Raw genomic sequence first — 22,041 nt, 5'->3', positions numbered from 1 at the left:
TGTTATCCCCAAATAGATCGTCCAAAAGGACATGTATTCTATCGGGAGATCGCCCTGATCGCTATCCTTTAAATGGATTTATCCCCAGCGAGATCCCAAGACCTTAACCCAGGGGATCCGTCAAGATCGAAAAGGATCTTTTTTACGCCAATCCCGTGGAAATCTTGCTTTATAAAGCGATCCGGATTGATCTATAATGCGCGACCTTCGATCCGCTTGGCATTAACTGGATCCACCAGATATAGTGCCGATGCACAGACTTATCCACACTCTGTGGTGTTCTGAGCATAAGCAGTGGAAAGAAAACCGGGCTGAATTCCATTGTTGCAGGGCTTTGCTTCTTGACGGCAGGTGCATCAGTGATTACAATTCGGCCTCTTTTTTGCCCTTGCCTCGATAACGAGACAAGGAATGTTCACTAACAAAGACGGATTGCCATCATGAGTAAACGTACTTTTCAACCTAGCAACCTGAAGCGCAAGCGTTCTCACGGCTTCCGCGCTCGTATGGCTACAGCAAACGGCCGTAAGGTACTGGCTCGTCGCCGTGCCAAGGGTCGCGCTCGTCTGTCTGCCTGATTCAGGGTCGACAACTAGGTGACTTGCTACACCTTTACGCGGGAGTTACGTTTGTTAACTCCCGCGCAATTTAAAGCTGTTTTTTCCAATCCCATCAAAGCGTCTTCAGCAGAAATTACCCTGCTTGCCATTCCCAATGGCACATCCCATCCCCGAATTGGACTGACCGTGGCCAAACGCTATGTAAAGCGCGCCCACGAACGCAATCGTATCAAACGTCTCATCAGAGAAAGCTTTCGTCTGAACCAGCATGAATTGCCGCCGCTGGATATTGTCGTTTTGGTCAGAAATGGCGTGATGGAAATGGAAAATGCCGAACTCACGAGGCTGATAGAGAAGCTATGGCGCAAACTCAGTCGCCGTTACAATGGCTGACCATAGGCCTGGTCCGTGGTTATCAAATATTTATCAGCCCCTTGCTGGGCCCCAAGTGCCGCTTCCATCCCACCTGCTCCCACTATGCAATAGAAGCGATCCAGGTCCACGGAACGGTAAAAGGCTGTTGGTTTGCAGCCAAACGCATATTAAAATGTCACCCTTTACATCCCGGCGGGTCAGATCCCGTTCCCCCCAAAAACGACAGGTGTAATAAATAGGCTATGGAATCTCAACGCAATATTTTGCTTGTAGGTCTGCTGTTTGTCAGCTTTTTGCTGTGGCAACAGTGGCAGGCTGACAAAGCCCCCAAACCGGTCACAACCGAAACAGTTGCGGCCTCAGTGCAGGAACAGTCAGTCAATACCGATGTTCCAACAGCCGACGCCGGTGTCCCTGCCGCCGTGGTGAACAACCAGACGCTGATCAAGGTTAAGACCGATCAACTGGATGTGGCCATCAGCCCCGTGGGTGGTGACATAGTTCATGCCGCCCTGGTATCACACAAACTGGAGCTGGATAAAGACGAGCCCTTTGTGTTGCTGGAGCAACTGAAGGATTTCACCTATATCGCCCAGAGTGGTTTGATCGGTCGTGATGGTATTGACAGTGCAGCCAAGGGCCGCGCCCAGTACAACGCTTCAGCCAACGAATTTGTGCTGGCCGATGGTCAGGATACCCTGGAAGTGCCACTGACCCTGACCAATGATCAGGGCGTGACGGTAACCAAGGTGTTTGTATTCCATCGTGGCAAGTTCGACATTGGCGTGGACTACCGCATCAATAACCAATCTGCTGCGCCTTTGCAGTTACAGATGTACGGTCAGATTAAACAGACCATCAAGCCCACCGAAAGCAGCATGATGATGCCGACTTACCGTGGTGGCGCCTTCTCAACCGCCGATGTGCGTTATGAGAAGTACAAGTTTGAAGACATGGCCAAGAAAGACCTCGACCAAGCCACCCTGGGTGGTTGGGTCGCCATGCTGCAGCATTATTTCGTGTCTGCCTGGATCCCCAGCGCCAATGAAAAGAACACCCTGTTCAGCTCCGTCAGCGCCGGTGGCCAAGCCAATATCGGCTTCAAGGGTGCGGTACACGACATAGCACCGGGTGAATCCCAAACCATCAGCGCCCACTTCTATGTGGGTCCGAAAGATCAGGCCGCCCTGTCGGAACTGTCTGAAAGCCTGAACCTGGTGGTGGATTATGGTTTCCTCTGGTGGCTGGCCGTGCCCATCCACTGGTTGCTGATGTTCTACCAGGGCCTGGTGGTTAACTGGGGCCTGGCAATTATCCTGATCACCCTGACAGTGCGTGGTGCGCTGTTCCCACTGACCAAGGCACAGTATGTGTCCATGGCCAAGATGCGCAACCTGCAGCCCAAGCTGGCAGATCTCAAGGAACGCTTCGGTGACGACCGCCAGAAGATGGGTCAGGCCATGATGGAGCTGTACAAGAAGGAAAAGGTTAACCCCATGGGTGGCTGTCTGCCCATGCTGCTGCAAATGCCCATCTTCATCGCCCTGTACTGGGTACTGATGGAAAGCGTTGAGCTGCGTCATGCGCCCTTCATGCTGTGGATCCACGACCTGTCGGTGCAGGATCCTTACTATGTACTGCCGCTGCTGATGGGTGTATCCATGTGGCTGATGCAGAAGATGCAACCCGTGGCTCCGACCATGGATCCCATGCAGCAAAAGATGATGCAGTGGATGCCGGTGATCTTTACCGTGTTCTTCCTCTGGTTCCCGGCCGGTCTGGTACTGTACTGGCTGGTGGGTAACCTGGTGGCCATCACCCAACAGAAGATTATTTATGCCGGTCTGGAGAAAAAGGGCTTAAAATAAGCGCATTTTCAGGCTAATGAATTCAAAGGCGGCCTGCGGGTCGCCTTTTTGTTTGAATTGCAAACGGAAACTGACGTGACAACTGACACTATTGTGGCCCAGGCCACAGCCCCGGGCCGAGGCGGCGTGGGCATAATCCGGATTTCGGGCAACCGGGCTGCCACTGTGGCCCAGGCTGTGCTGGGTCACCTGCCCAAGACCCGTTACGCCGACTACTGCGAATTCAAGTCTGCCGACGGCACTGTGCTGGATCAGGGCATAGCCCTGTTCTTCAAGGGTCCCAACTCCTTCACCGGCGAAGACGTACTGGAATTGCAGGGCCACGGCGGTCAGGTGGTGCTGGATATGTTGATCCGCGCCGTGCTTGAGGTGGAAGGTGTCCGCATCGCCCGCCCCGGTGAATTCAGCGAACAGGCCTTTATGAATGACAAGCTGGACCTGACCCAGGCCGAGGCCATTGCCGACCTTATCGACGCCACCAGCGAGCAGGCCGCCAAGAGCGCCTTGCAATCCCTGCAGGGTGAATTTTCCCGTGAGGTTCACGAGCTGGTGGACAAGGTCACCAACCTGCGTCTGTATGTGGAAGCCGCCATCGACTTTCCCGATGAAGAAGTGGACTTCCTTTCCGACGGCAAGATAGCGGCGGCCCTCTACGGCATCATAGCCAAGCTCGATGAAGTGCAAGCCAGCGCCAAGCAGGGTGCCATTATCCGCGAAGGCATGAAGGTGGTGATTGCCGGTCGTCCCAACGCCGGTAAATCCAGCCTGCTCAATGCCCTTGCCGGCAAGGAATCGGCCATAGTCACGGAAATCGCCGGCACCACCCGCGATGTGCTGCGCGAACACATACATCTGGATGGCATGCCGCTGCACATCATTGACACCGCCGGCCTTCGTGACACCACGGACACAGTGGAGCAAATAGGCATAGAGCGGGCCTGGAATGAAATAGCCAGCGCCGATCGGGTGCTGTTCATGGTCGACGGCACCACCACGGATGCCGTTGATCCCCACGATATCTGGCCTGACTTTATCGATCGTCTGCCAAAGGGACTCGGCGTCACTGTGGTGCGCAACAAGGCCGATCTCACGGGTGAGCCACTGGAGGTGACCCAGGAGCAGGGACATGCGGTGTACCGGATCTCTGCCAAGACAGGTCTGGGTGTCGATAGTCTGAAGCAACACCTCAAGAGCCTGATGGGCTACCAGAGCAATCTCGAAGGTGGCTTTATCGCCCGCCGTCGCCACCTGGAAGCCCTGGCAATAGCCGCTGAACATCTGCAACAGGGCAAGGTGCAACTGGAAGTCTTCCAGGCAGGAGAGCTGCTCGCCGAAGAGCTGCGCATGACTCAGCAGGCGCTGTCTGAAATCACGGGTCAATTCACCTCGGACGATCTGCTGGGCAAGATTTTCAGCTCCTTCTGTATCGGCAAATGATTTGGGGCCGAGTAGCGCCTTGAAAGAAAACTCTTTAAGTCCTTCACCCGGATACCCCAACATTGGGCAAACCGGGTAGAGGACTTTATGGTTTTCAGGATTCGTTCGCGGGCTTAGTTTGAGGGCTTAGGCTGCCGGCGCCGATTCGGCGGCGGCGCGACTCAACCTGTCCCAGATATCGGCCCATGAAGGCAATAGTGGCGGCGCTTCAACCAAAAGCTTGTGAACACCCTTACCATCCAGCGCATGGAGAGAGGCGTAAAGCGCCTGACGATAGCCTTGGTGATCGCAGGGCAGGATGAGGCGCTGCCGACAATTGATTCCGTGCAGAGAAGACGAATAAACCAGGGCGCCTGTCGTCTCTGGCTCAGCGGCCAGCGTTGCTGCAAACGTAGGGGTTGGGCATATCACCACTTTGGCATTTGGTTGATAATGCACTTTTTTATTACCGGATACCGCTTGGTAATGGCTTTGTGGCGTGATAACAGGTACCGGCAAATAGGGCTGTAAATCCTCGGCAGACAAGGGCCCGCTGCGCAAAATCTCCGCTTTATCCTCACCGACCCGCAAAATGGTTGACTCGGTACCGACGCCGCAGTTTCCGCCATCGAGTACCGCAGCTATCTTTCCATCAAGGCCACTCAGCACTTGCGCTGCGCTGGTAGGGCTGAGTTTTTGATATGGGTTTGCAGATGGCGCGGCAACGGCAATATCAAACTGCTGTAGCAATGACAACAACACCGGATGATCAGGCATTCTCACCCCTATGCTGGGCAGTCCGCCGGTTATCACATCGGAAACCGAAGGGTGACGTTCGAAGATCAGTGTCAGCGGCCCGGGCCAGAAAGCATCTGCCAGCGGCGAAACCCAATCAGGGATCTCCTTTACCCAAAGGGACAACTGGTCAATGCTGCCAATATGGGTAATCAGTGGATGATTTCTCGGCCTTTGTTTGGCAGCAAAAATCTTGGCGACGGCTTCTGGATTGCCGGCATCCGCGGCCAGCCCGTAAACGGTTTCTGTCGGTACAGCAACCAGTTCGCCGGCGGTTAACAGCTCTCCTGCACGTTGAAAATCTGCCGCAAGCAGCGCGTTAAGTATTTCGGTTTTCATGGATACACCAGGAGCAACAATAAGGGTCTAGTGCACCAGCCACTGTTGGCGCACGGCTTTGCTATTTAGACGGTGCTATGGGCTCTCTTTACGCGTCACTCCACAGCTTCCACGTGCCTCTTTCGAAAAAGGCGAGCTTTCCTTTGTCAAAACGTGCCAGATAAAGCCATTGGTTCTCGACCAAGCGTTGAACAATGGGGTGGGCGTTGATGACTGAGGTGATGGCCTGCTCTGGCGCATCGATAACCACGGTTAATCTGATGGGTTCATGACGCCAATTCCGGCCGTCATGCACAGATTGAAGCGCAAGACCTATCCGCAGATCGCCGCCATTGCCTTCAAAAACACCCAATCGGCCACCGACAACATTGTGCAGTGTTTTGTTACCTGCCCCGTAACGACGGTTATCCACAGTGGATGCGTAATACTGCATGTTAATCCAATTGGTCACGACCATAGGCGCAGTCATGATTTGCGCCAGCAGGCTTGCATCCGGATCGGCGTCACTCTGGTATTCGTGCAGGAAGGTGCGACCATCCAGCTTTATGCCACGGGTGCGTGCCCTTGGCGCTATGATAAAGGCGGCATTATTCGCCAGCCCCCACTCGGGACGAGTTTGTGCCCAATCATGAGTGCGGCGTTCCATACCTTTTTTAAGGGCATTCTGTCTGTTTACGGTTTGCAGCAGCCCCAGTTGCGGTGCACGTTCTGCCCGTGCCGCGCAGGAAGCAGCGTCCAGCGTGGCTTGCAGTGCCCTGAGTTGCTGTTGAAAGTCATCATCAAAAACCTCGGTATCGAACAGCGTCAAGGTATCCGAGGTGGTGTTATGAAGTGCTGCAACGAATTTCGTGTTATCAGGAACTTGAATGCCTCGCTGATGCAGACCTTGACGCACGGCGGGCTGATTCAGCAATTGTGCCAAAGCACGGGCATTCACCTCCCCTGTCTGGCCGCAACAGGCACCACAGTCCAACCCCGCACGCTGGGGGTTATTGGCATTCTCACTGCCGTGTCCAACCAGAAGTACCAGGGACGCGAGATCGCCTATCAGCCCCATGCCTTTCAGGACGCTTTCGGCAAGCATCACTTGTTGCTCGACGTCAGCCACAAGGGTCGGACGAAGCAGCTTGATGCCTGCACTGGATAATCCGGGTGCAGAGTCTGGTTTCCCGGCAACCGGCAGCGCGCGTTTGATCAGCTTGCCCACATACCCCAGCCCCAGCGCTTCCACCAGCGTAAAGGTCGAGGCCGGCATAGTGTTGAACAGCGACCAACCCGACTCCCGCTGCAATGCGTTTTGCCTTTTCCCGGCCAGCGAGTTGTCCAGTTCGCAGCAGCCTGCGCTGTCAGATACCGAAAATACCGGCGCCAACAAGCCCGGGAGCTGAGGGCGTTTAATCTCGGTTCCAATTGGCGTGTAACTGACGGGGAGGCCAAAAAAACCCGCAAAACCGAGGGTTTTGATGTCGTCTGACTGGGCTTCAAGGTGGCGTCGGATAACTTCGGAGCGGACATCAATACAAAATACGGCCTGGACCTTGTATGACCCGTTGGCTGGCGTGACAGGCTGTAACAGTCTTTTGCTTAACTGACGCTGGTAACTGATTTCATGGGCACGCTGCCAGATAAGCCGGCCGTGTGTGAGCTCTGGATTGTATTGCTGGAAGTGTTGCTGCCATTGCTGCTGCCAACGTTGCCACACCGAGCCTGAATGACGGGCCTTGTCATCCACCAGACATTCCCAGCTCAAACGGATAGCCAGCAAATCGATCAGGGTGTCATCCTCCTTATGTGACAGGGCCGCCTGCCATTTTTGATAAGCACACCACGCCGCCCAACCGCTCACGCGATAGATCACCGCCTGCAGATAGTCTTGCCACTGCCCGGGCGCAATATTCAGCTGAGTAAGGGCCTGCCGGATTTGTGCTTTGGGCGTTGAAGCCATTTCAGCCGCCAAGGCAGGAATGTGGGGTGCTTTCATCAGCAAGGCTACGCTGTGATCATGGCGCAGGGTGTCACGCCAGCTTTGGTAAAGCCCTATATCACTGCATGGGTGCCAGTCGGCCTGATCCTGATCGAAATAAGCAGCACAAAATTGGGCGACCTGATGGGTGATGGTATCGCACCATGCCGGCTCTTTGTGGAGGTTGCGTTGGCTGTCCAGGGTGTCGCACAACAAAGGTGGCGGCACCGGGGCCCCATCTTTGGCAGTCAAGGCCGATATTGCAGCTTGTAGATCCCAATTCCCGAGGGGGAAATGGGATGCCAACGCCTGTGTCAAATCCTGATGGCAAATGGTGCCTTTTTCCCAATGCTTACGGTAGTAGTCCAGTGGCATCGCCATGGGCGAACCGGCCAATCGCGCGAGGTGATGGGCGACCTCGTTGAAGGGTTTACCAACCCACGACCAGTAAGGGTTAACCGCAATCATTCGATCCAGCGGCCAATTGGGTGCAATGCTGTCGCAGGCGGCTTGGATGGCTGCCTCCAACAGGAGACTTGTATTGTTTTCGTCGCAAAGCCGGGCTGTCATGCGGATTCTCCAAAGGTTACTTTTTTCCGGTTAACCTGAGTTTGTGCCTGTTCGGTGCTCAGTCTCGCCGGCCAAACTTTGAATGTGAGGCGGGTGAAGGTCTCGTCCAGATAAAAACCGTTGTACGCCCATGGATAGAGGCGTTTCACCACCTTGGAGTTGGGATAGCAACGTATCACCACCTGGCCTATATAGAGCAAGGTAAAAGCCACGCAGACGAAGACGAGCAACGCCGGATGTGTCGGCGCGGCTGCTGGCGCAATTTGCGCAAACGCGGCGTGCCACACCAGATACAAGTGCAATAAGAAGCAAATCCGGATAGCGCCCAGCGCCATCAGAGGCAGTGATGTGCCGTCATAACGCCAGAGCAAGGGCGAGAATCCGAATATCAAAATGACGCCGGCAGATACAGGCAGCGAGAGTGCCGGTAACCACTGCTGCCAAAGCAGCAATATGACCGACACCAAAACAACCGAAAGCAGCAGGGCGACAAAGGTGCCTTTAATGCTGCCAATTTGCGGCAGATAATCTTTGCGTACCGTGTGTTCCACAGCATCGCCGGCGGACAGAAAGCAGTAGGCCTTATAAACTGAGTGCGCGACCAGATGAAGCAGCGCCAGTTCATACAAGCCAAGACCAATCTCCATCAACATAAAGCCCATTTGCGCGCAGGTTGACCATGCCAAACGAACCTTGATACTGATCCGAGTCATCATGACCCAAGCAGCAAGCAAGGCCGTCATGCTGCCAACAACGACCAGTGTGGTTTGTGCCAGCGGAGCCAGATTTATCAGGGCAGCGAGAGAAATCAGCACGAAACCGCCCATGTTTACTATGCCTGCATGGAGCAGCGCCGACACTGGGGTCGGCGCTTCCATCACCTGGATAAGCCAGCCATGCAGCGGTAATTGCGCGGTTTTGAGGATAGCAGCCAGTGCAAACAAGAATGCCGCCAGGCTCAATGCGGGAGAGAGTGTTGTCATCTCAGCCAGCTGCTGGTTGATGCCCGGCAGGGAGAAGGTCCCCAGCGACTGGTAGACCAGGAACAGGGCAATAATCAGACACATATCTGCCATGCGGCTGACGATAAACTTCTTGTGTGCGACGATTTCAGCCGCTTTGCGATCTTGATAATGGGTGAGCAACACATGCAAACCCAAACTGCTTGCACTCCACGCCAGCGCCATCAGCAAAAGATTATCGCTTTGCACCAGTAATGCGACAGAAAAAAGGGTGAATAACATGGCGCGGACAAAACGGGGCAGACCAGAGTCACCCTCAAGATAACGGGAGGCAAAATCGACTATCACCCAGCCGAGCAATGCCACCAGTAACCCCATCACAATGGCCAGGGCCGATGGCAAGACAGGTGTTGTCATCCCTAATATTAACGGTGAGAGAATACTGACGAGCAATGCCATGCGCGTGGCAGTGCGGGCAAGCAGCCAATGATGATCTTTGGTCAACAGGCTGACCAAAAAACCACCGCCGTAAACAGTGGCAAACAAATAGTCATGCAAGGTTAAAAACATCAAAGCATCCCTTTCTACAACGCGTGCTACTTCGGGAGCCTATTGTTGCTGCAGCATGAAACAGATGTAAAATAGATATATACTTACAAAACGTTCTTTATATGTGAACAATCACATGAGAAACCTTAATTTTCATCATCTCCACTATTTCTGGACCGTGGCCAAAGAAGGGCATTTGACCCGTGCCGCGCAAAAACTCAATGTGTCCCAATCGGCGTTATCGTCTCAGATAAAGCAGTTGGAAGGACGGCTCGGACACGATCTGTTCCACCGCCAGGGACGTGCGCTGTCGCTGACGGATGTAGGCCATTTGGTGCTTGAATACGCGGAAAGCATTTTCAACCTGAGCAATGAGTTACTTTCCATGATGGAAAGTGGCGAGCAAAGGGTGCAGCAATTGCGGATTGGCGCAGTGGCAACGCTTTCCCGCAACTTCCAGGAAAACTTCCTGCGGCCGGTGATAGGACTGGATAAAGTGAAGCTGGCGCTGAAATCGTCCAATTTTGATGACCTGCTGGAGCAGCTGCGGGTACACAAATTGGATCTGATCCTCTCCAACCGCCCCGTCGCATCGGATTCCACCACCCCCTGGCGCTGCAAGCTGATCGCGCAGCAAGGTGTATTTTTGGTCGGCCCCAGCGACAGCGAATTTGCAACCCTGCGTTTTCCGCAGGATCTGACCCGGGTAAAGCTCCTGTTACCCGGTCCCGACAGCGATATTCGCACTCAATTTGATCTGTATTGCGAGCAGCATGGGCTGTCCGTAACTCCTTATGCGGAAGTGGATGATATGGCCATGCTGCGACTGCTTGCCCGAGACGCAGGCGCAGTGGCTGTGGTGCCTGAGGTGGTGGTTCAGGATGAGATTCAGGCCGGTATTCTGAAAAATTACGCCACCCTGGATTCGGTCACCGAGAGCTTTTATGCCATTACCGCCAAAAGGCATGTGGACTTGCCGATCCTCAAAAGTTTGTTGAACTCCGATGCTATTGTTCCGGACAGCGCGCCAAGGGAATAGAAACACAATACGAACGGCCCTTCACAACCCTGTACCTGTAAACCCAAACCCTGAAGTTGGTCATGCAAGGCCATGAAGCAAAAATAGAAAAACTTAGAAAGGTGGGCTTCAATCGGATTCAGTGATCAGGCTGAAGGTCGCCAATAAAGGCGCATGATCTGACCAGGGGCTTGGCGGGGCATAAGCTCTTTCCAGGCGCAGATCGCGGTAAAAAAGATGATCCAGCGGGGCATTGAAACCCAATACCCTGTTATCCGGGTTGAAACTCAATTCCTTGAGCCCAAGAGCAGCCATGGTTTGCCTGAGCCAGGCACTGCGGCGATCGCCCCAGGAATTGAAATCTCCGGCGAAGATCAGCGGCCCCTGATGTTCGGCACTTGCGCTGATCAGTTCTTCTATCTGTGCCTGCCAGGCCGCTAACCCAAAATCAAAATTGATGCCGTGAAGATTGAGCGCCAGCAATTGCTGTCCATTGGATAAGGGATAAAGGCTCAACAGCGCCGACTTGGGTACCCTAATCCAGGGCTCGGTTGCCAGCCAGCCGCAAACCACAGATGTCTTGCTGCGAGCGGCACTCATCACCCCAAAATCCTGACCCCGCAACTTAAAAGCAACCATGTACTGCCAGGTATAATGTTGATCTTCAAGCGCCGACAACAGTCCGGGTTCGGCCCGAACTTCCTGCAACAACAGCAGATCCGCCTTTGGCTCTGGGTCAAACCACAAAGCCCCGGGCCAGGCGCCATCCTGCTGTTTATGGATATTCCACACCAGCAGGGACAACTGCCCTCGCCTGTCGAGGCTGCCTTGTGCAGAACCGGCCCTGATGCAGTTGCCCTGCTCTTCACCCGAGTTAAAGGATGTCCGCGGCAAGGATTCGCCGGCAATTTCGGGTCTCAGCAAGGCGAGCACGGTTACCAGCGCCACCAGAATGATTGCAATCCAGCGTTTCACCCAGCCCTCCCGCTAATAGGCATTTACTTGATGCTAGCACAGTAGTGACAACGGCGAATTCGCGGCCAAATTGGGCTAATATGGGGCCACTTTCTATTGAGGAACTGATGATGGCGAAAATTGAAGTACTGGTAGGCACCACCCTGGGTGGCAGTGAATACGTGGCCGATGAATTGATGGCCAAACTGACGGAGGCCGGCCACCAATGCCAAACTTATCTGGATCCGGATCTGGCGTCCCTGGATGAACAGGCCCTGTGGCTGATCGTTTCCAGCACTCACGGTGCCGGCGATCTGCCCGATAATTTGCAGCCTTTTGCCAAACAGCTGCTGTTGGCCATGCCGGATCTGGGCAAGGTTCGCTTTGCCCTGTGTGCCATAGGTGACTCAAGTTACGACACCTTTTGTCAGGGACCTGAGCAGCTGATCGATCTATTAACCGATGCCGGTGCCAGCCCCTTTGTGGATAAGATCCGCATTGATGTACAAAGCGATCCTGTGCCCGAAGAGCCTGCGCTGGCCTGGTTGGATGGCTGGCTGGCAAAACTTTGAGATCCATGGGTGGATCTTATTCCACCTTACTCACAGTTAGGATCCATAATATCCACATTTTAGATTTCTAAATGATAAGTTTGTGGATAAACTATTATTTTAATCTGATCATCTTTTGCATTACTCACAACCTGATCCGTACAAAGATCCACCTTGTGGATAAAATGGCGATCTACCCACACCTTCACGGACGTTAGATCGCCAACAGATCACAGGATCGAGATCGTGCTAGTTATTGTTTTATCTATATAAAAACAGTTACACACAAGAGATCGCGATCCTAATAGTAAGAGATAATAAAGAGATCTATATAAAGATCTTAAGATCTATTTAGCGATCCCCTGCGGATCAGACAAGCCAAATAGATCGTTCACCTCTACAGCTGCTAATGCTAAAATGTCCGGCTGGTAATCGATTCCATTTTCCCTGATAGGTAGCTCCATGCATTTTCATGAAAGGTTTGATGTCATTGTGGTCGGTGGCGGGCATGCCGGTACAGAAGCCGCATTAGCCGCAGCACGCATGGGCTGCAAGACGCTGTTACTCACCCATAACGTGGATACCTTGGGACAAATGTCCTGTAACCCGGCCATCGGCGGTATAGGTAAAGGGCATCTGGTGAAAGAGATCGATGCCCTGGGTGGCGCCATGGCAATTGCCACCGATTTCGCCGGGATCCAGTTCCGTACCCTCAACTCCAGCAAGGGCCCAGCGGTCAGGGCAACCCGAGCCCAGGCCGACAGGGCACTGTACCGGCAGAAGATCCAACAAATACTGCAAAACCAGCCTAATCTGCGTATTTTCCAGCAGGCCGTGGATGACATAGTGGTTGAAAATGACCGTGTGGTTGGAGCTGTAACCCAGATGGGACTGGCCTTTGAGGCACCGACTGTGGTGTTGACTGCCGGCACCTTTTTGAGCGGTAAGATCCACATTGGTCTGCAAAATTACAGCGGAGGCCGTGCCGGCGATCCGCCATCGATCGCCCTGGCGGATCGTTTGCGTGAATTGCCCATACGTATCGGCAGATTGAAAACCGGGACTCCACCCAGAATTGATGCCAATACCATTGATTTTTCAAAGATGACCGAGCAAAAGGGCGATGATCCTCTGCCGGTAATGTCTTTCATCGGTGATGTGAGCCAGCACCCCAGGCAGATATCCTGCTTTATCACCCACACCAATGAGCAAACCCACGAGATTATTCGTGGCGGTTTGGACAGAAGCCCAATGTATTCCGGCGTTATCGAAGGTGTGGGTCCCAGGTATTGCCCTTCCATTGAGGACAAGATCCACAGGTTTGCCGACAAGAGCTCTCATCAGATCTTTATCGAGCCAGAGGGCCTGAACACCAACGAGATCTACCCCAACGGCATATCCACCAGCTTGCCTTTCGATGTGCAGCTGAATCTGGTGCGTTCCATTCAAGGGATGGAACATGCGGAGATCATTCGCCCCGGCTACGCCATTGAGTATGATTATTTTGATCCGCGTGATCTTAAAAACTCATTGGAAACCAAGAATATTTCCGGCTTGTTCTTCGCGGGACAAATCAACGGCACCACGGGTTACGAAGAAGCCGGTGCCCAGGGGCTGCTCGCCGGTTTGAACGCCGCATTGCAGGTTCAGGGTAAAGAGGCCTGGGCTCCCCGCCGTGATCAGGCTTACCTGGGGGTGCTGGTGGACGACCTGTCGACCCTGGGCACCAAGGAACCCTACCGCATGTTCACCAGCCGTGCCGAATACCGGCTGCTGCTGCGTGAGGACAATGCCGATCTGCGCTTGACCGAGAAGGGCCGTGAGCTGGGGCTGGTGGATGATTATCGCTGGGCCAGATTCAATGAAAAGCGTGAAGCCATTGAAACCGAGCTGCAACGGCTGCGCAGTCAGTGGATCCATGTGAATTCACCGCTGGTGAATGCCCTGAATCCGCATCTCAATACCCCGATTTCCAGGGAGGCGTCCTTTGAAGATCTGCTGCGTCGCCCCGAAATGGATTACGACAAGCTGATGGCTATCGAAGGATTTGGTCCGGGATTGGCTGATCCGCTGGCGGCCGAGCAGGTACAGATCCAGGTTAAATATGCCGGTTATATCCAGCGTCAACAGGATGAAATTGCCAAGGCCGAACGCAATGAAAATACCGGATTGCCGCTGGAACTGGACTACAAGGAAGTTCCCGGCCTGTCCAACGAGGTGATCGCCAAGCTCAATGCCCACAAGCCGGAAACCATAGGTCAGGCATCGCGGATCTCCGGGGTGACACCGGCCGCCATATCGATCCTGCTGGTGCACCTGAAAAAACGCGGTTTGCTGCGCAAGAGCGCCTGAGCGCCGCACCATGGAACTGAGGGAAGCATTGAGGCTTCCCTTAGTCTTTAGCGGGCTTCATAATAGCCCCCATCCTGATTTTCCCTTGGAGTGACCGTCTGTGTTATCGGAAATATTGGCCTCGGGCCTGAAGCAGGCCGGCCTGCAGGCCAGTGCTGAACAACAACAAAAATTGTTGGATTTTGTTGGCATGCTGCACAAGTGGAACAAGGCCTATAACCTGACCTCGGTCAGGGATCCGCAACAGATGCTGGTGCGCCATGTACTCGACAGTCTGGTGGTTTCGCCCCATTTGCAGGGCGAACGCTTTATCGATGTGGGAACCGGTCCAGGTTTACCGGGGATCCCGCTGGCGATACTGAATCCGGACAAGCAGTTTGTGCTGCTCGACAGTCTGGGCAAGCGTATTCGCTTCCAGAAACAGGTGGCTTTTGAACTGGGCATCAACAACATCAGCTCGGTGGAAAGCCGGGTGGAGCTGTATCAGCCGGTACAGGGTTTTGATGGCGTACTCAGCCGGGCCTTTGCAGCTGTAGCCGACATGCTCAGCTGGTGTGCTCATCTGCCAAACGAGGGTGGCTGTTTTTATGCCCTCAAGGGGCAATTGGCCGAAGACGAAATGCAGGCCATACCCGAGGGGTTCAAGTTATTGGAATGCATTGAACTTCAGGTTCCGGGATTGGATGAGCAGCGTCATCTGTTGAAATTGACCAAGGTCTGAACCCGGGTGTACCGAGTTGCAATTCGGTCTGACATCAAGCAACTTGTGACAGGCACTGGCCGCTGAAGCAGCAACATTACAACAACAGGACGAGATTGTGGGTAAAGTGATTGCAGTCGCCAACCAAAAAGGTGGCGTTGGAAAAACAACAACTTGTATCAATTTGGCGGCCTCTCTGGCAGCGACCAAACGCAAGGTATTGCTGATAGATCTCGATCCCCAGGGCAATGCCACCATGGGCAGCGGCATAGACAAGTACGATGCCGAGAGCACAGCCTATGAGCTGCTGGTAGAGGAAAAGCCCTTTGCCGAGGTGGTGATCCGTGATACCGCTGGCAAGTACGATCTGATCGCCGGTAACGGCGATGTGACCGCCGCCGAAATCAAGTTGATGGAGTTTTTCGCCCGCGAAGTTCGCCTGCGCAATGCCATAGCGCCGATCCGCGATCAGTACGATTACATCTTTATCGATTGCCCGCCTTCTCTGAACATGTTGACCGTGAATGCCATGTCGGCGGCGGACTCGGTGCTGGTGCCGATGCAGTGTGAATACTTTGCCCTTGAGGGACTGACCGCCCTGATAGATACCATAGGCAAGTTGGGCGCCATGGTAAATCCGGGACTTGGCATCGAGGGAATTTTGCGTACCATGTACGATCCTCGCAATCGATTGGCCAACGATGTGTCCGATCAGCTCAAGCAGCATTTTGGCGAGAAGGTGTACCGCACTGTGATCCCCCGTAATATTCGCCTGGCAGAAGCCCCCAGCTTTGGTGCCCCGGCCATGTATTACGATAAATCCAGTGCCGGCGCCAAAGCATATCTGGCGTTGGCGGGAGAAATCATCCGCCGCGCCGAGCAACACGTGAGTCAGGCAAAACAGGCGTAAGGATTAACAATGACAGTTAAAAAACGGGGTTTGGGCAAGGGACTGGAGGCGCTGCTCAGCACCAGCCATGCCGCGAGCAAGCGACTGGATCTGCAGGAAAGCCGCCCTGAACAGGAAGAGCTTATCCATCTGGATCTGGACCTGTTGCAGCCCGGCAAATATCAGCCCCGTAAAGACATGTCGCCCGAAGCCCTGGAAGAACTGGCCGAATCCATCCGCGCCCAGGGCATCATTCAGCCCATAGTGGTGCGCAAGGTTTCCGATACTAAGTATGAGATCATTGCCGGTGAACGCCGTTGGCGCGCATCGCAGCTGGCGCGCCTCGACAAGGTCCCCTGTCTGGTAAAGCAGGTGCCGGACGAATCTGCGGTGGCCATTGCCCTGATTGAAAACATTCAGCGCGAAGACCTCAATGCCATGGAAGAGGCGATTGCCCTTAACCGTTTGATTGAAGAATTTGAACTGACTCACCAACAAATTGCCGATGCTGTGGGAAAATCCCGGGCGACGGTATCCAACCTCCTCCGGCTCAACAGTCTCAATGAGCCGGTCAAACGCTTGCTGGAGTATGGCGACATCGACATGGGCCATGCCCGTGCCCTGCTGGCCATCGAAGGTGAAGAGCAGACCAACCTGGCCCGTTATGTGGCCGCCAAGGAATTAACCGTTCGGGAAACTGAACGATTGATTAATAGAACCTTAAATCCGCCCAAAGAGCCTGAAAAGCAGGTAAAAGATCACGATGTTGAGCGTTTGGAGCGTGAGTTGATTGAAAGACTCGGTGCTAAAGTGGCCATAGCTCACGGTGCCAAAGGTAAGGGCAAGATTGTAATTAATTACCAAAATCTCGCTGAATTGGACGGTATTCTTAGTAGAATTCGCTGATTTAATTCGGTTAATGGATTTTCGTGTAAATTAGTAACAAATGTTAATCTTAACTTTTTAGTCTTTTGGTCGAAGATGCTGTTAAAAGTCACGATTTTCAGTATCCCAAAGTTGCAATGAAGGCCTGAACGGGTATACTTTCGCAAGCTTTTTGTACCTTGAGTTTGTTCGGGCATTTGTTGTCCGGTCATCGAAACAAAAAGTCCTTATGCGGAGAAGACGAATTGAGTAAGGTTTTAGCACGTCGTGGCCGGTGGTCTGCCTATAAATTGGTGATGATGCAGGCGGCGGTGGCTGGGGGTGCTTCAGTTCTCTTTTTCGCCGTGTGGGGAGCGCAGTATGGCTATTCTGCTTTGGCAGGGGCGGTCATTGCAGTGCTCCCTAATTTTGTATTCGCAACCCTCGCTTTTTCCCACTCGGGAGCAAGTTCAGCAGGAAAGGTTCTCAAGACCTTTTACTGGGGGGAAGCGGTAAAGTTGCTGTTAACCATTGCCTTGTTTTCTCTGGTGTTTATCAATCTTAAAGTCGTCTTTATGCCGCTTTTTGTTTGCTATGCACTGGGCTTGCTCGCGCATTGGACAGCGCCTTTATACTTCAAGCAAAGTTAAGTGGGATGAATCATGGCTGCACCTGGTGAAGCGTTAACACCGCAGGGCTATATCCAGCATCACCTTACCAACCTCACGGCTGGTGAAGGGTTCTGGACATGGCATATTGATTCGTTGCTCTTTTCGGTAGGTCTTGGTCTGTTGGTTCTGGGGATTTTCCGCAGCGTTGGCAAAAAGGCGACCACTGGCGTTCCCGGTAAGCTGCAATGCTTTATCGAGATGATCGTCGAGTTCGTTGATACCAGCGTTAAAGAAACATTCCACGGTCGCAATGCCCTGATCGCTCCTCTCGCTCTGACCATTTTCGTTTGGGTATTCATGATGAACTTCATGGATATGCTGCCCGTGGACTGGCTGCCTCACGCAGCTGCCCTGGTTGGCGTACACAACCTGAAAGTGGTTCCGACAACTGACCTGAACATCACCTTCAGTCTCGCGCTGGGTGTGTTTGTGCTGATTATTTTCTACAGCATCAAGGTCAAGGGAGTGTCTGGTTTTGTGAAGGAACTGACGCTACAGCCGTTTAACCACTGGGCAATGATACCCGTCAACCTCCTGCTCGAGTCAGTTACCCTGATCGCCAAGCCAATTTCATTGGCTCTGCGTCTATTCGGTAACCTGTATGCGGGTGAGTTGATCTTCATCCTTATTGCGCTGATGTATGGTGCCAACTGGGCGATTGCCTCCCTGGGTGTAACCCTGCAACTGGGCTGGCTGATCTTCCATATTCTGGTTATCACGCTGCAAGCGTTTATCTTCATGATGCTGACAATCGTATATCTCAGCATGGCCCATGAAGATCATTAAGGATTGCTGAAGAAATTTTTTTAAACTAAATCATCAACTAATTTAGATTTAGATACTGGAGATACAGATGGAAACTATTCTGGGCTTTACTGCAATCGCTGTTGCTCTGCTGATTGGTATGGGTGCACTGGGTACCGCTATCGGTTTCGGTCTTTTGGGTGGCAAGTTCCTGGAAGGCGCTGCGCGTCAACCAGAAATGGCTCCTATGCTGCAAGTTAAAATGTTCATCGTTGCCGGTCTGCTCGACGCCGTAACCATGATTGGTGTAGGTATTGCACTGTACATGCTGTTTACTAACCCTCTGGGTGCAATGCTGTAACCAACCGCTTCTGTCTTAACTCTAAATAGGAGGCTGTTGTGAATATCAACGCTACCCTACTCGGTCAGACGGTCGCCTTTATGATCTTCGTGTGGTTCTGCATGAAGTATGTATGGCCGCCTTTGATGAATGCCATCGAAGAGCGCCAAAAAAGGATTGCTGACGGGCTTGCACATGCAGACCGCGCAGCAAAAGACCTGGAGTTGGCTCAGGCGAAAGCTACTGAACAACTGAAAGAAGCTAAGGCGACAGCCAACGAAATCATTGAGTCTGCCAACAAGCGCAAATCTCAAATCGTTGAAGAAGCAAAAGCCGAAGCAGACGCTGAGCGTGCAAAAATCATCGCTCAGGGTAAAGCAGAAATTGAAGCTGAACGTAATCGCGTGAAAGAGGAACTGCGTAAGCAGGTCGCGGCTCTTGCCCTTGCCGGTGCCGAGAAGATCCTTGAGCGTTCGATTGATGAAGCCGCACACAGTGACATAGTTGCGAAGCTTGTCGCTGAAATTTGATAAGGGAGTGGAGTTATGGCTGAGTTAACCACCATTGCTCGTCCTTACGCAAAGGCAGCTTTTGACTTTGCCATTGAAAAACAAGCCGTGGACAGCTGGGCAGAAATGCTGAGCTTTGCCGCACTGGTCAGTGAAAACGACACCATGCGCCCACTGCTCGCTGGCTCTTTGGCCAGCGCGAAACTCGCCAAACTCTTTATCGATGTTTGTGGTGAGCAAATCAATGAGCACGGTCAAAACCTTATCAAGGTAATGGCTGAAAACGGTCGCTTGGAGGTACTGCCTGCTGTATCTCAGCTTTTCGCTGAGTACCGCAATGAGTGGGCGAAGGAAGTTGAGGCCGACGTGGTTTCCGCATCCGAGCTGAGCTCTGAGCAACAACAGCAGATTAGTGTTTCTCTTGAGAAACGTCTCGCACGCAAAGTTAAGCTGAATTGCAGCATCGATGCCGGCCTGATCGCCGGTGTAATTATCAAGGCTGGTGATCTGGTCATCGACGGCTCTGTCCGCGGTAAACTGGCCCGCCTGTCTGATAAGCTGCAGTCGTAATTGGGAGTTTGAGCATGCAACTGAATTCCACTGAAATCAGCGATCTGATTAAGCAGCGGATCGAGCAGTTCGACATCGTCAGTGAAGCCCGTAACGAAGGTACTATCGTTGCGGTAAGTGACGGCATCATCCGTATCCACGGCCTGGCCGATGTGATGCAAGGTGAGATGATCGAACTGCCTGGCAACCGTTTTGCAATCGCGTTGAACCTTGAACGTGATTCTGTCGGTGCTGTAGTAATGGGTCCTTATGCCGATCTGGCTGAGGGCGTAAAAGTTAAGACCACTGGCCGTATTCTGGAAGTGCCAGTAGGTCGTGGTCTGCTGGGTCGCGTGGTTAATACCATGGGTGAGCCAATCGACGGCAAGGGCCCCATCGACAACGATGGTTTCGCTCCTGTTGAAATGATTGCTCCAGGTGTTATTGAGCGTAAGTCGGTATCACAGCCAGTACAAACTGGTTACAAAGCCGTAGACGCCATGATCCCTATCGGCCGTGGCCAGCGTGAGCTGATCATCGGTGACCGTCAGACCGGTAAAACTGCGATGGCTATCGACGCCATCATCAACCAGAAAGATTCCGGCATCAAGTGTGTGTACGTGGCTGTAGGCCAGAAGGCTTCTACCATCGCCAACGTAGTGCGCAAGCTGGAAGAGCACGGCGCTCTGGCCAACACCATAGTTGTTGTAGCAACCGCTTCTGAAGCTGCTGCTCTGCAATACCTGGCGCCATATTCTGGTTGTACCATGGGTGAATACTTCCGCGACCGCGGTGAAGATGCTCTGATTGTATACGATGACCTGTCCAAGCAAGCTGTTGCTTACCGTCAGATCTCGTTGCTGCTGAAGCGTCCACCAGGACGTGAAGCTTACCCAGGTGACGTATTCTATTTGCACTCTCGTCTGCTGGAACGTGCTTCCCGCGTGAACGAAGAGTACGTTGAGAAGTTCACCAAGGGTGCCGTGACCGGCAAGACTGGTTCTTTGACCGCTCTGCCTATCATCGAAACCCAAGCCGGTGACGTATCTGCGTTCGTACCGACCAACGTAATTTCTATTACCGACGGTCAGATCTTCCTGGAAACCAACCTGTTCAACTCTGGCCTGCGTCCAGCGGTTAACCCAGGTATTTCGGTATCCCGTGTGGGTGGTGCAGCTCAGACCAAGATCATCAAGAAACTGTCCGGTGGTATCCGTACCGCACTGGCACAGTATCGTGAGCTTGCTGCGTTCTCTCAGTTTGCATCTGATCTGGACGATGCAACCCGTGCCCAGCTGGAGCACGGTGAGCGAGTAACCGAGCTGATGAAGCAAAAGCAATATGCTCCTATGAGCGTAGCTGCACAGTCTGTGTCTATTTTCGCAGCTGAGAAAGGCTACCTGAAGGGCGTTGAGCTGAAGAAGATCGGTGACTTCGAAGCCGCTCTGCTCTCGTTCATGAACTCCGAGCATGCCAACCTGATGAAGCTCATCAACGATACCGGCGACTACAATGCCGAGATCGAAGCTGAACTGAAGGCTGGCCTCGACAAGTTCGTGGCAACCCAAACCTGGTAAAAATCATCGAGGTGTCTTAAGGCACCTCAGGTCCAGATTGGAGAGTAGAGATGGCCGGCGCAAAAGAGATTAAAACCAAGATCGCGAGTGTGAAAAACACTCAGAAGATCACGTCCGCCATGGAAATGGTGGCCGCCAGCAAAATGCGCAAGGCGCAGGATCGCATGGCTGCCAGCCGTCCATACGCGGAAAGCATGCGTAAGGTGATCGGTCACGTTGCCCTGGGTTCTCTCGAATACAAACACCCCTACCTGGAGGTGAGAGAGGCCAAACGGGTGGGCTACATAGTAGTAGCCTCAGACCGTGGCCTTTGTGGTGGTCTGAACGTCAACCTGTTCAAGCGGGTTGTTGCAGACGTGAAAAACTGGAAACAGCAAGGCGCTGAGGTAGAGTTCTGCCCAATCGGTGCCCGCTCTGTACAGTTTTTCAAAGCCTTTGGCGGTCAGGTATCGGCCCACGCCTCAGGTCTTGGCGATGCTCCCAAGCTCGCTGACCTGATCGGGACCGTACGCGTGATGCTGCAGGCTTACAACGAAGGCAAGCTGGATCGTCTGTACGTGGTATTCAACAAGTTTGTGAACACCATGACCCAGACGCCCGTGATCGAGCAGCTGCTACCTTTGCCAAAATCCGAAAGCGATGACGTCGCTCATCACTGGGACTACATCTACGAGCAGGATCCGAAAGACCTTTTGGAAACCTTGCTGGTACGTTATGTGGAATCCCAGGTGTACCAAGGTGTTGTGGAAAACATCGCGTCCGAACAAGCTGCCCGTATGGTGGCGATGAAGGCCGCGACCGACAACGCCGGTACCCTGATCGACGATCTGCAACTGGTGTACAACAAGGCCCGTCAGGCTGCGATTACGCAGGAACTGTCGGAAATTGTGTCAGGCGCCGCAGCGGTTTAAGGCTTAGGTAACGAA

General features: G+C 53.2%; 22 protein-coding genes. 18 read left to right on the top strand and 4 right to left on the bottom strand.

Annotated elements, in window-relative coordinates; all coding sequences use genetic code 11:
- Positions 1-440 precede the first annotated feature (440 nt).
- The 5 genes from rpmH to mnmE all read left to right on the top strand — a co-directional run bounded on the left by rpmH (position 441) and on the right by mnmE (position 4,240).
- A complete protein-coding gene (rpmH, locus tag JYB84_RS18395; protein WP_011758135.1) occupies positions 441-578 on the top strand; it encodes a 50S ribosomal protein L34 in 138 nt (45 codons plus the stop codon).
- An 18-nt stretch (positions 579-596) separates the two neighbouring features.
- The gene (gene rnpA / locus JYB84_RS18390) at positions 597-953 is read left to right on the top strand and encodes a ribonuclease P protein component (protein WP_207321445.1); all 357 of its coding nucleotides are present in this window, start codon (positions 597-599) and stop codon (positions 951-953) included.
- The gene (gene yidD / locus JYB84_RS18385; RefSeq protein ID WP_207321444.1) at positions 920-1,174 is read left to right on the top strand and encodes a membrane protein insertion efficiency factor YidD; all 255 of its coding nucleotides are present in this window, start codon (positions 920-922) and stop codon (positions 1,172-1,174) included. The genes rnpA and yidD overlap by 34 nt, the downstream gene beginning before the upstream one ends.
- Positions 1,175-1,177: 3 nt before the next feature.
- On the top strand, positions 1,178-2,803 hold the full coding sequence (gene yidC / locus JYB84_RS18380) for a membrane protein insertase YidC (protein WP_207321443.1): 1,626 nt from the start codon (positions 1,178-1,180) through the stop codon (positions 2,801-2,803).
- Positions 2,804-2,878: 75 nt separating this feature from the next.
- Positions 2,879-4,240 carry a tRNA uridine-5-carboxymethylaminomethyl(34) synthesis GTPase MnmE gene (mnmE, locus tag JYB84_RS18375; protein ID WP_207321442.1) on the top strand — a complete coding sequence of 454 codons (1,362 nt, stop codon included), beginning with the start codon at positions 2,879-2,881 and terminating at the stop codon, positions 4,238-4,240.
- Between the two features lie 126 nt (positions 4,241-4,366).
- Here the strand turns inward: mnmE and JYB84_RS18370 are convergent, their stop codons facing one another.
- The 3 genes from JYB84_RS18370 to JYB84_RS18360 form a co-directional block, all read right to left on the bottom strand.
- Complete coding sequence (locus JYB84_RS18370) at positions 4,367-5,353, bottom strand: L-threonylcarbamoyladenylate synthase (protein ID WP_207321441.1); 987 nt, start codon at positions 5,351-5,353, stop codon at positions 4,367-4,369.
- An 88-nt stretch (positions 5,354-5,441) separates the two neighbouring features.
- Positions 5,442-7,886, bottom strand: a complete 2,445-nt coding sequence (locus JYB84_RS18365) for a YbcC family protein (RefSeq protein WP_207321440.1) — start codon at positions 7,884-7,886, stop codon at positions 5,442-5,444.
- A complete protein-coding gene (locus JYB84_RS18360; RefSeq protein WP_207321439.1) occupies positions 7,883-9,418 on the bottom strand; it encodes an NADH-quinone oxidoreductase subunit L in 1,536 nt (511 codons plus the stop codon). The genes JYB84_RS18365 and JYB84_RS18360 overlap by 4 nt, the downstream gene beginning before the upstream one ends.
- Before the next feature lie 115 nt (positions 9,419-9,533).
- Between JYB84_RS18360 and JYB84_RS18355 the strand changes: the two genes are divergently transcribed.
- The gene (locus tag JYB84_RS18355; RefSeq protein ID WP_207321438.1) at positions 9,534-10,436 is read left to right on the top strand and encodes a LysR family transcriptional regulator; all 903 of its coding nucleotides are present in this window, start codon (positions 9,534-9,536) and stop codon (positions 10,434-10,436) included.
- 108 nt (positions 10,437-10,544) lie between these two features.
- Here the strand turns inward: JYB84_RS18355 and JYB84_RS18350 are convergent, their stop codons facing one another.
- Positions 10,545-11,390 (bottom strand): endonuclease/exonuclease/phosphatase family protein, encoded by an 846-nt coding sequence (locus tag JYB84_RS18350; RefSeq protein WP_207321437.1) that lies wholly within the window; start codon positions 11,388-11,390, stop codon positions 10,545-10,547.
- A 110-nt stretch (positions 11,391-11,500) separates the two neighbouring features.
- Between JYB84_RS18350 and mioC the strand changes: the two genes are divergently transcribed.
- The 12 genes from mioC (at position 11,501) to atpG (ending at position 22,026) form a co-directional block, all read left to right on the top strand.
- Positions 11,501-11,941: an FMN-binding protein MioC gene (mioC, locus tag JYB84_RS18345; RefSeq protein ID WP_207323298.1), complete on the top strand. Its 441-nt coding sequence runs from the start codon at positions 11,501-11,503 to the stop codon at positions 11,939-11,941.
- Between the two features lie 441 nt (positions 11,942-12,382).
- Positions 12,383-14,272 carry a tRNA uridine-5-carboxymethylaminomethyl(34) synthesis enzyme MnmG gene (gene mnmG, locus JYB84_RS18340; RefSeq protein WP_207321436.1) on the top strand — a complete coding sequence of 630 codons (1,890 nt, stop codon included), beginning with the start codon at positions 12,383-12,385 and terminating at the stop codon, positions 14,270-14,272.
- Positions 14,273-14,372: 100 nt separating this feature from the next.
- A complete protein-coding gene (gene rsmG, locus JYB84_RS18335) occupies positions 14,373-14,993 on the top strand; it encodes a 16S rRNA (guanine(527)-N(7))-methyltransferase RsmG (RefSeq protein WP_207321435.1) in 621 nt (206 codons plus the stop codon).
- 97 nt (positions 14,994-15,090) lie between these two features.
- Positions 15,091-15,882, top strand: a complete 792-nt coding sequence (locus JYB84_RS18330) for a ParA family protein (RefSeq protein ID WP_207321434.1) — start codon at positions 15,091-15,093, stop codon at positions 15,880-15,882.
- A gap of 9 nt (positions 15,883-15,891) precedes the next feature.
- On the top strand, positions 15,892-16,767 hold the full coding sequence (locus tag JYB84_RS18325; RefSeq protein ID WP_207321433.1) for a ParB/RepB/Spo0J family partition protein: 876 nt from the start codon (positions 15,892-15,894) through the stop codon (positions 16,765-16,767).
- A 224-nt stretch (positions 16,768-16,991) separates the two neighbouring features.
- Positions 16,992-17,375, top strand: a complete 384-nt coding sequence (locus tag JYB84_RS18320) for an ATP synthase subunit I (RefSeq protein ID WP_207321432.1) — start codon at positions 16,992-16,994, stop codon at positions 17,373-17,375.
- 12 nt (positions 17,376-17,387) lie between these two features.
- Positions 17,388-18,182: a F0F1 ATP synthase subunit A gene (gene atpB, locus JYB84_RS18315; RefSeq protein WP_207321431.1), complete on the top strand. Its 795-nt coding sequence runs from the start codon at positions 17,388-17,390 to the stop codon at positions 18,180-18,182.
- Between the two features lie 67 nt (positions 18,183-18,249).
- On the top strand, positions 18,250-18,501 hold the full coding sequence (gene atpE, locus JYB84_RS18310; protein ID WP_011761755.1) for a F0F1 ATP synthase subunit C: 252 nt from the start codon (positions 18,250-18,252) through the stop codon (positions 18,499-18,501).
- A 38-nt stretch (positions 18,502-18,539) separates the two neighbouring features.
- Positions 18,540-19,010: a F0F1 ATP synthase subunit B gene (gene atpF / locus JYB84_RS18305; protein WP_207321430.1), complete on the top strand. Its 471-nt coding sequence runs from the start codon at positions 18,540-18,542 to the stop codon at positions 19,008-19,010.
- A 15-nt stretch (positions 19,011-19,025) separates the two neighbouring features.
- Positions 19,026-19,559, top strand: a complete 534-nt coding sequence (gene atpH, locus JYB84_RS18300; protein WP_207321429.1) for a F0F1 ATP synthase subunit delta — start codon at positions 19,026-19,028, stop codon at positions 19,557-19,559.
- A 14-nt stretch (positions 19,560-19,573) separates the two neighbouring features.
- Positions 19,574-21,115, top strand: a complete 1,542-nt coding sequence (gene atpA, locus JYB84_RS18295) for a F0F1 ATP synthase subunit alpha (protein WP_207321428.1) — start codon at positions 19,574-19,576, stop codon at positions 21,113-21,115.
- Positions 21,116-21,165: 50 nt separating this feature from the next.
- On the top strand, positions 21,166-22,026 hold the full coding sequence (gene atpG / locus JYB84_RS18290; protein WP_207321427.1) for a F0F1 ATP synthase subunit gamma: 861 nt from the start codon (positions 21,166-21,168) through the stop codon (positions 22,024-22,026).
- Positions 22,027-22,041 lie beyond the last annotated feature (15 nt).

Origin of the sequence: Shewanella cyperi, from assembly GCF_017354985.1 — a bacterium.
Taxonomy (GTDB): domain Bacteria; phylum Pseudomonadota; class Gammaproteobacteria; order Enterobacterales; family Shewanellaceae; genus Shewanella; species Shewanella cyperi.
This window is presented reverse-complemented; position numbering and strand designations above follow the sequence as displayed.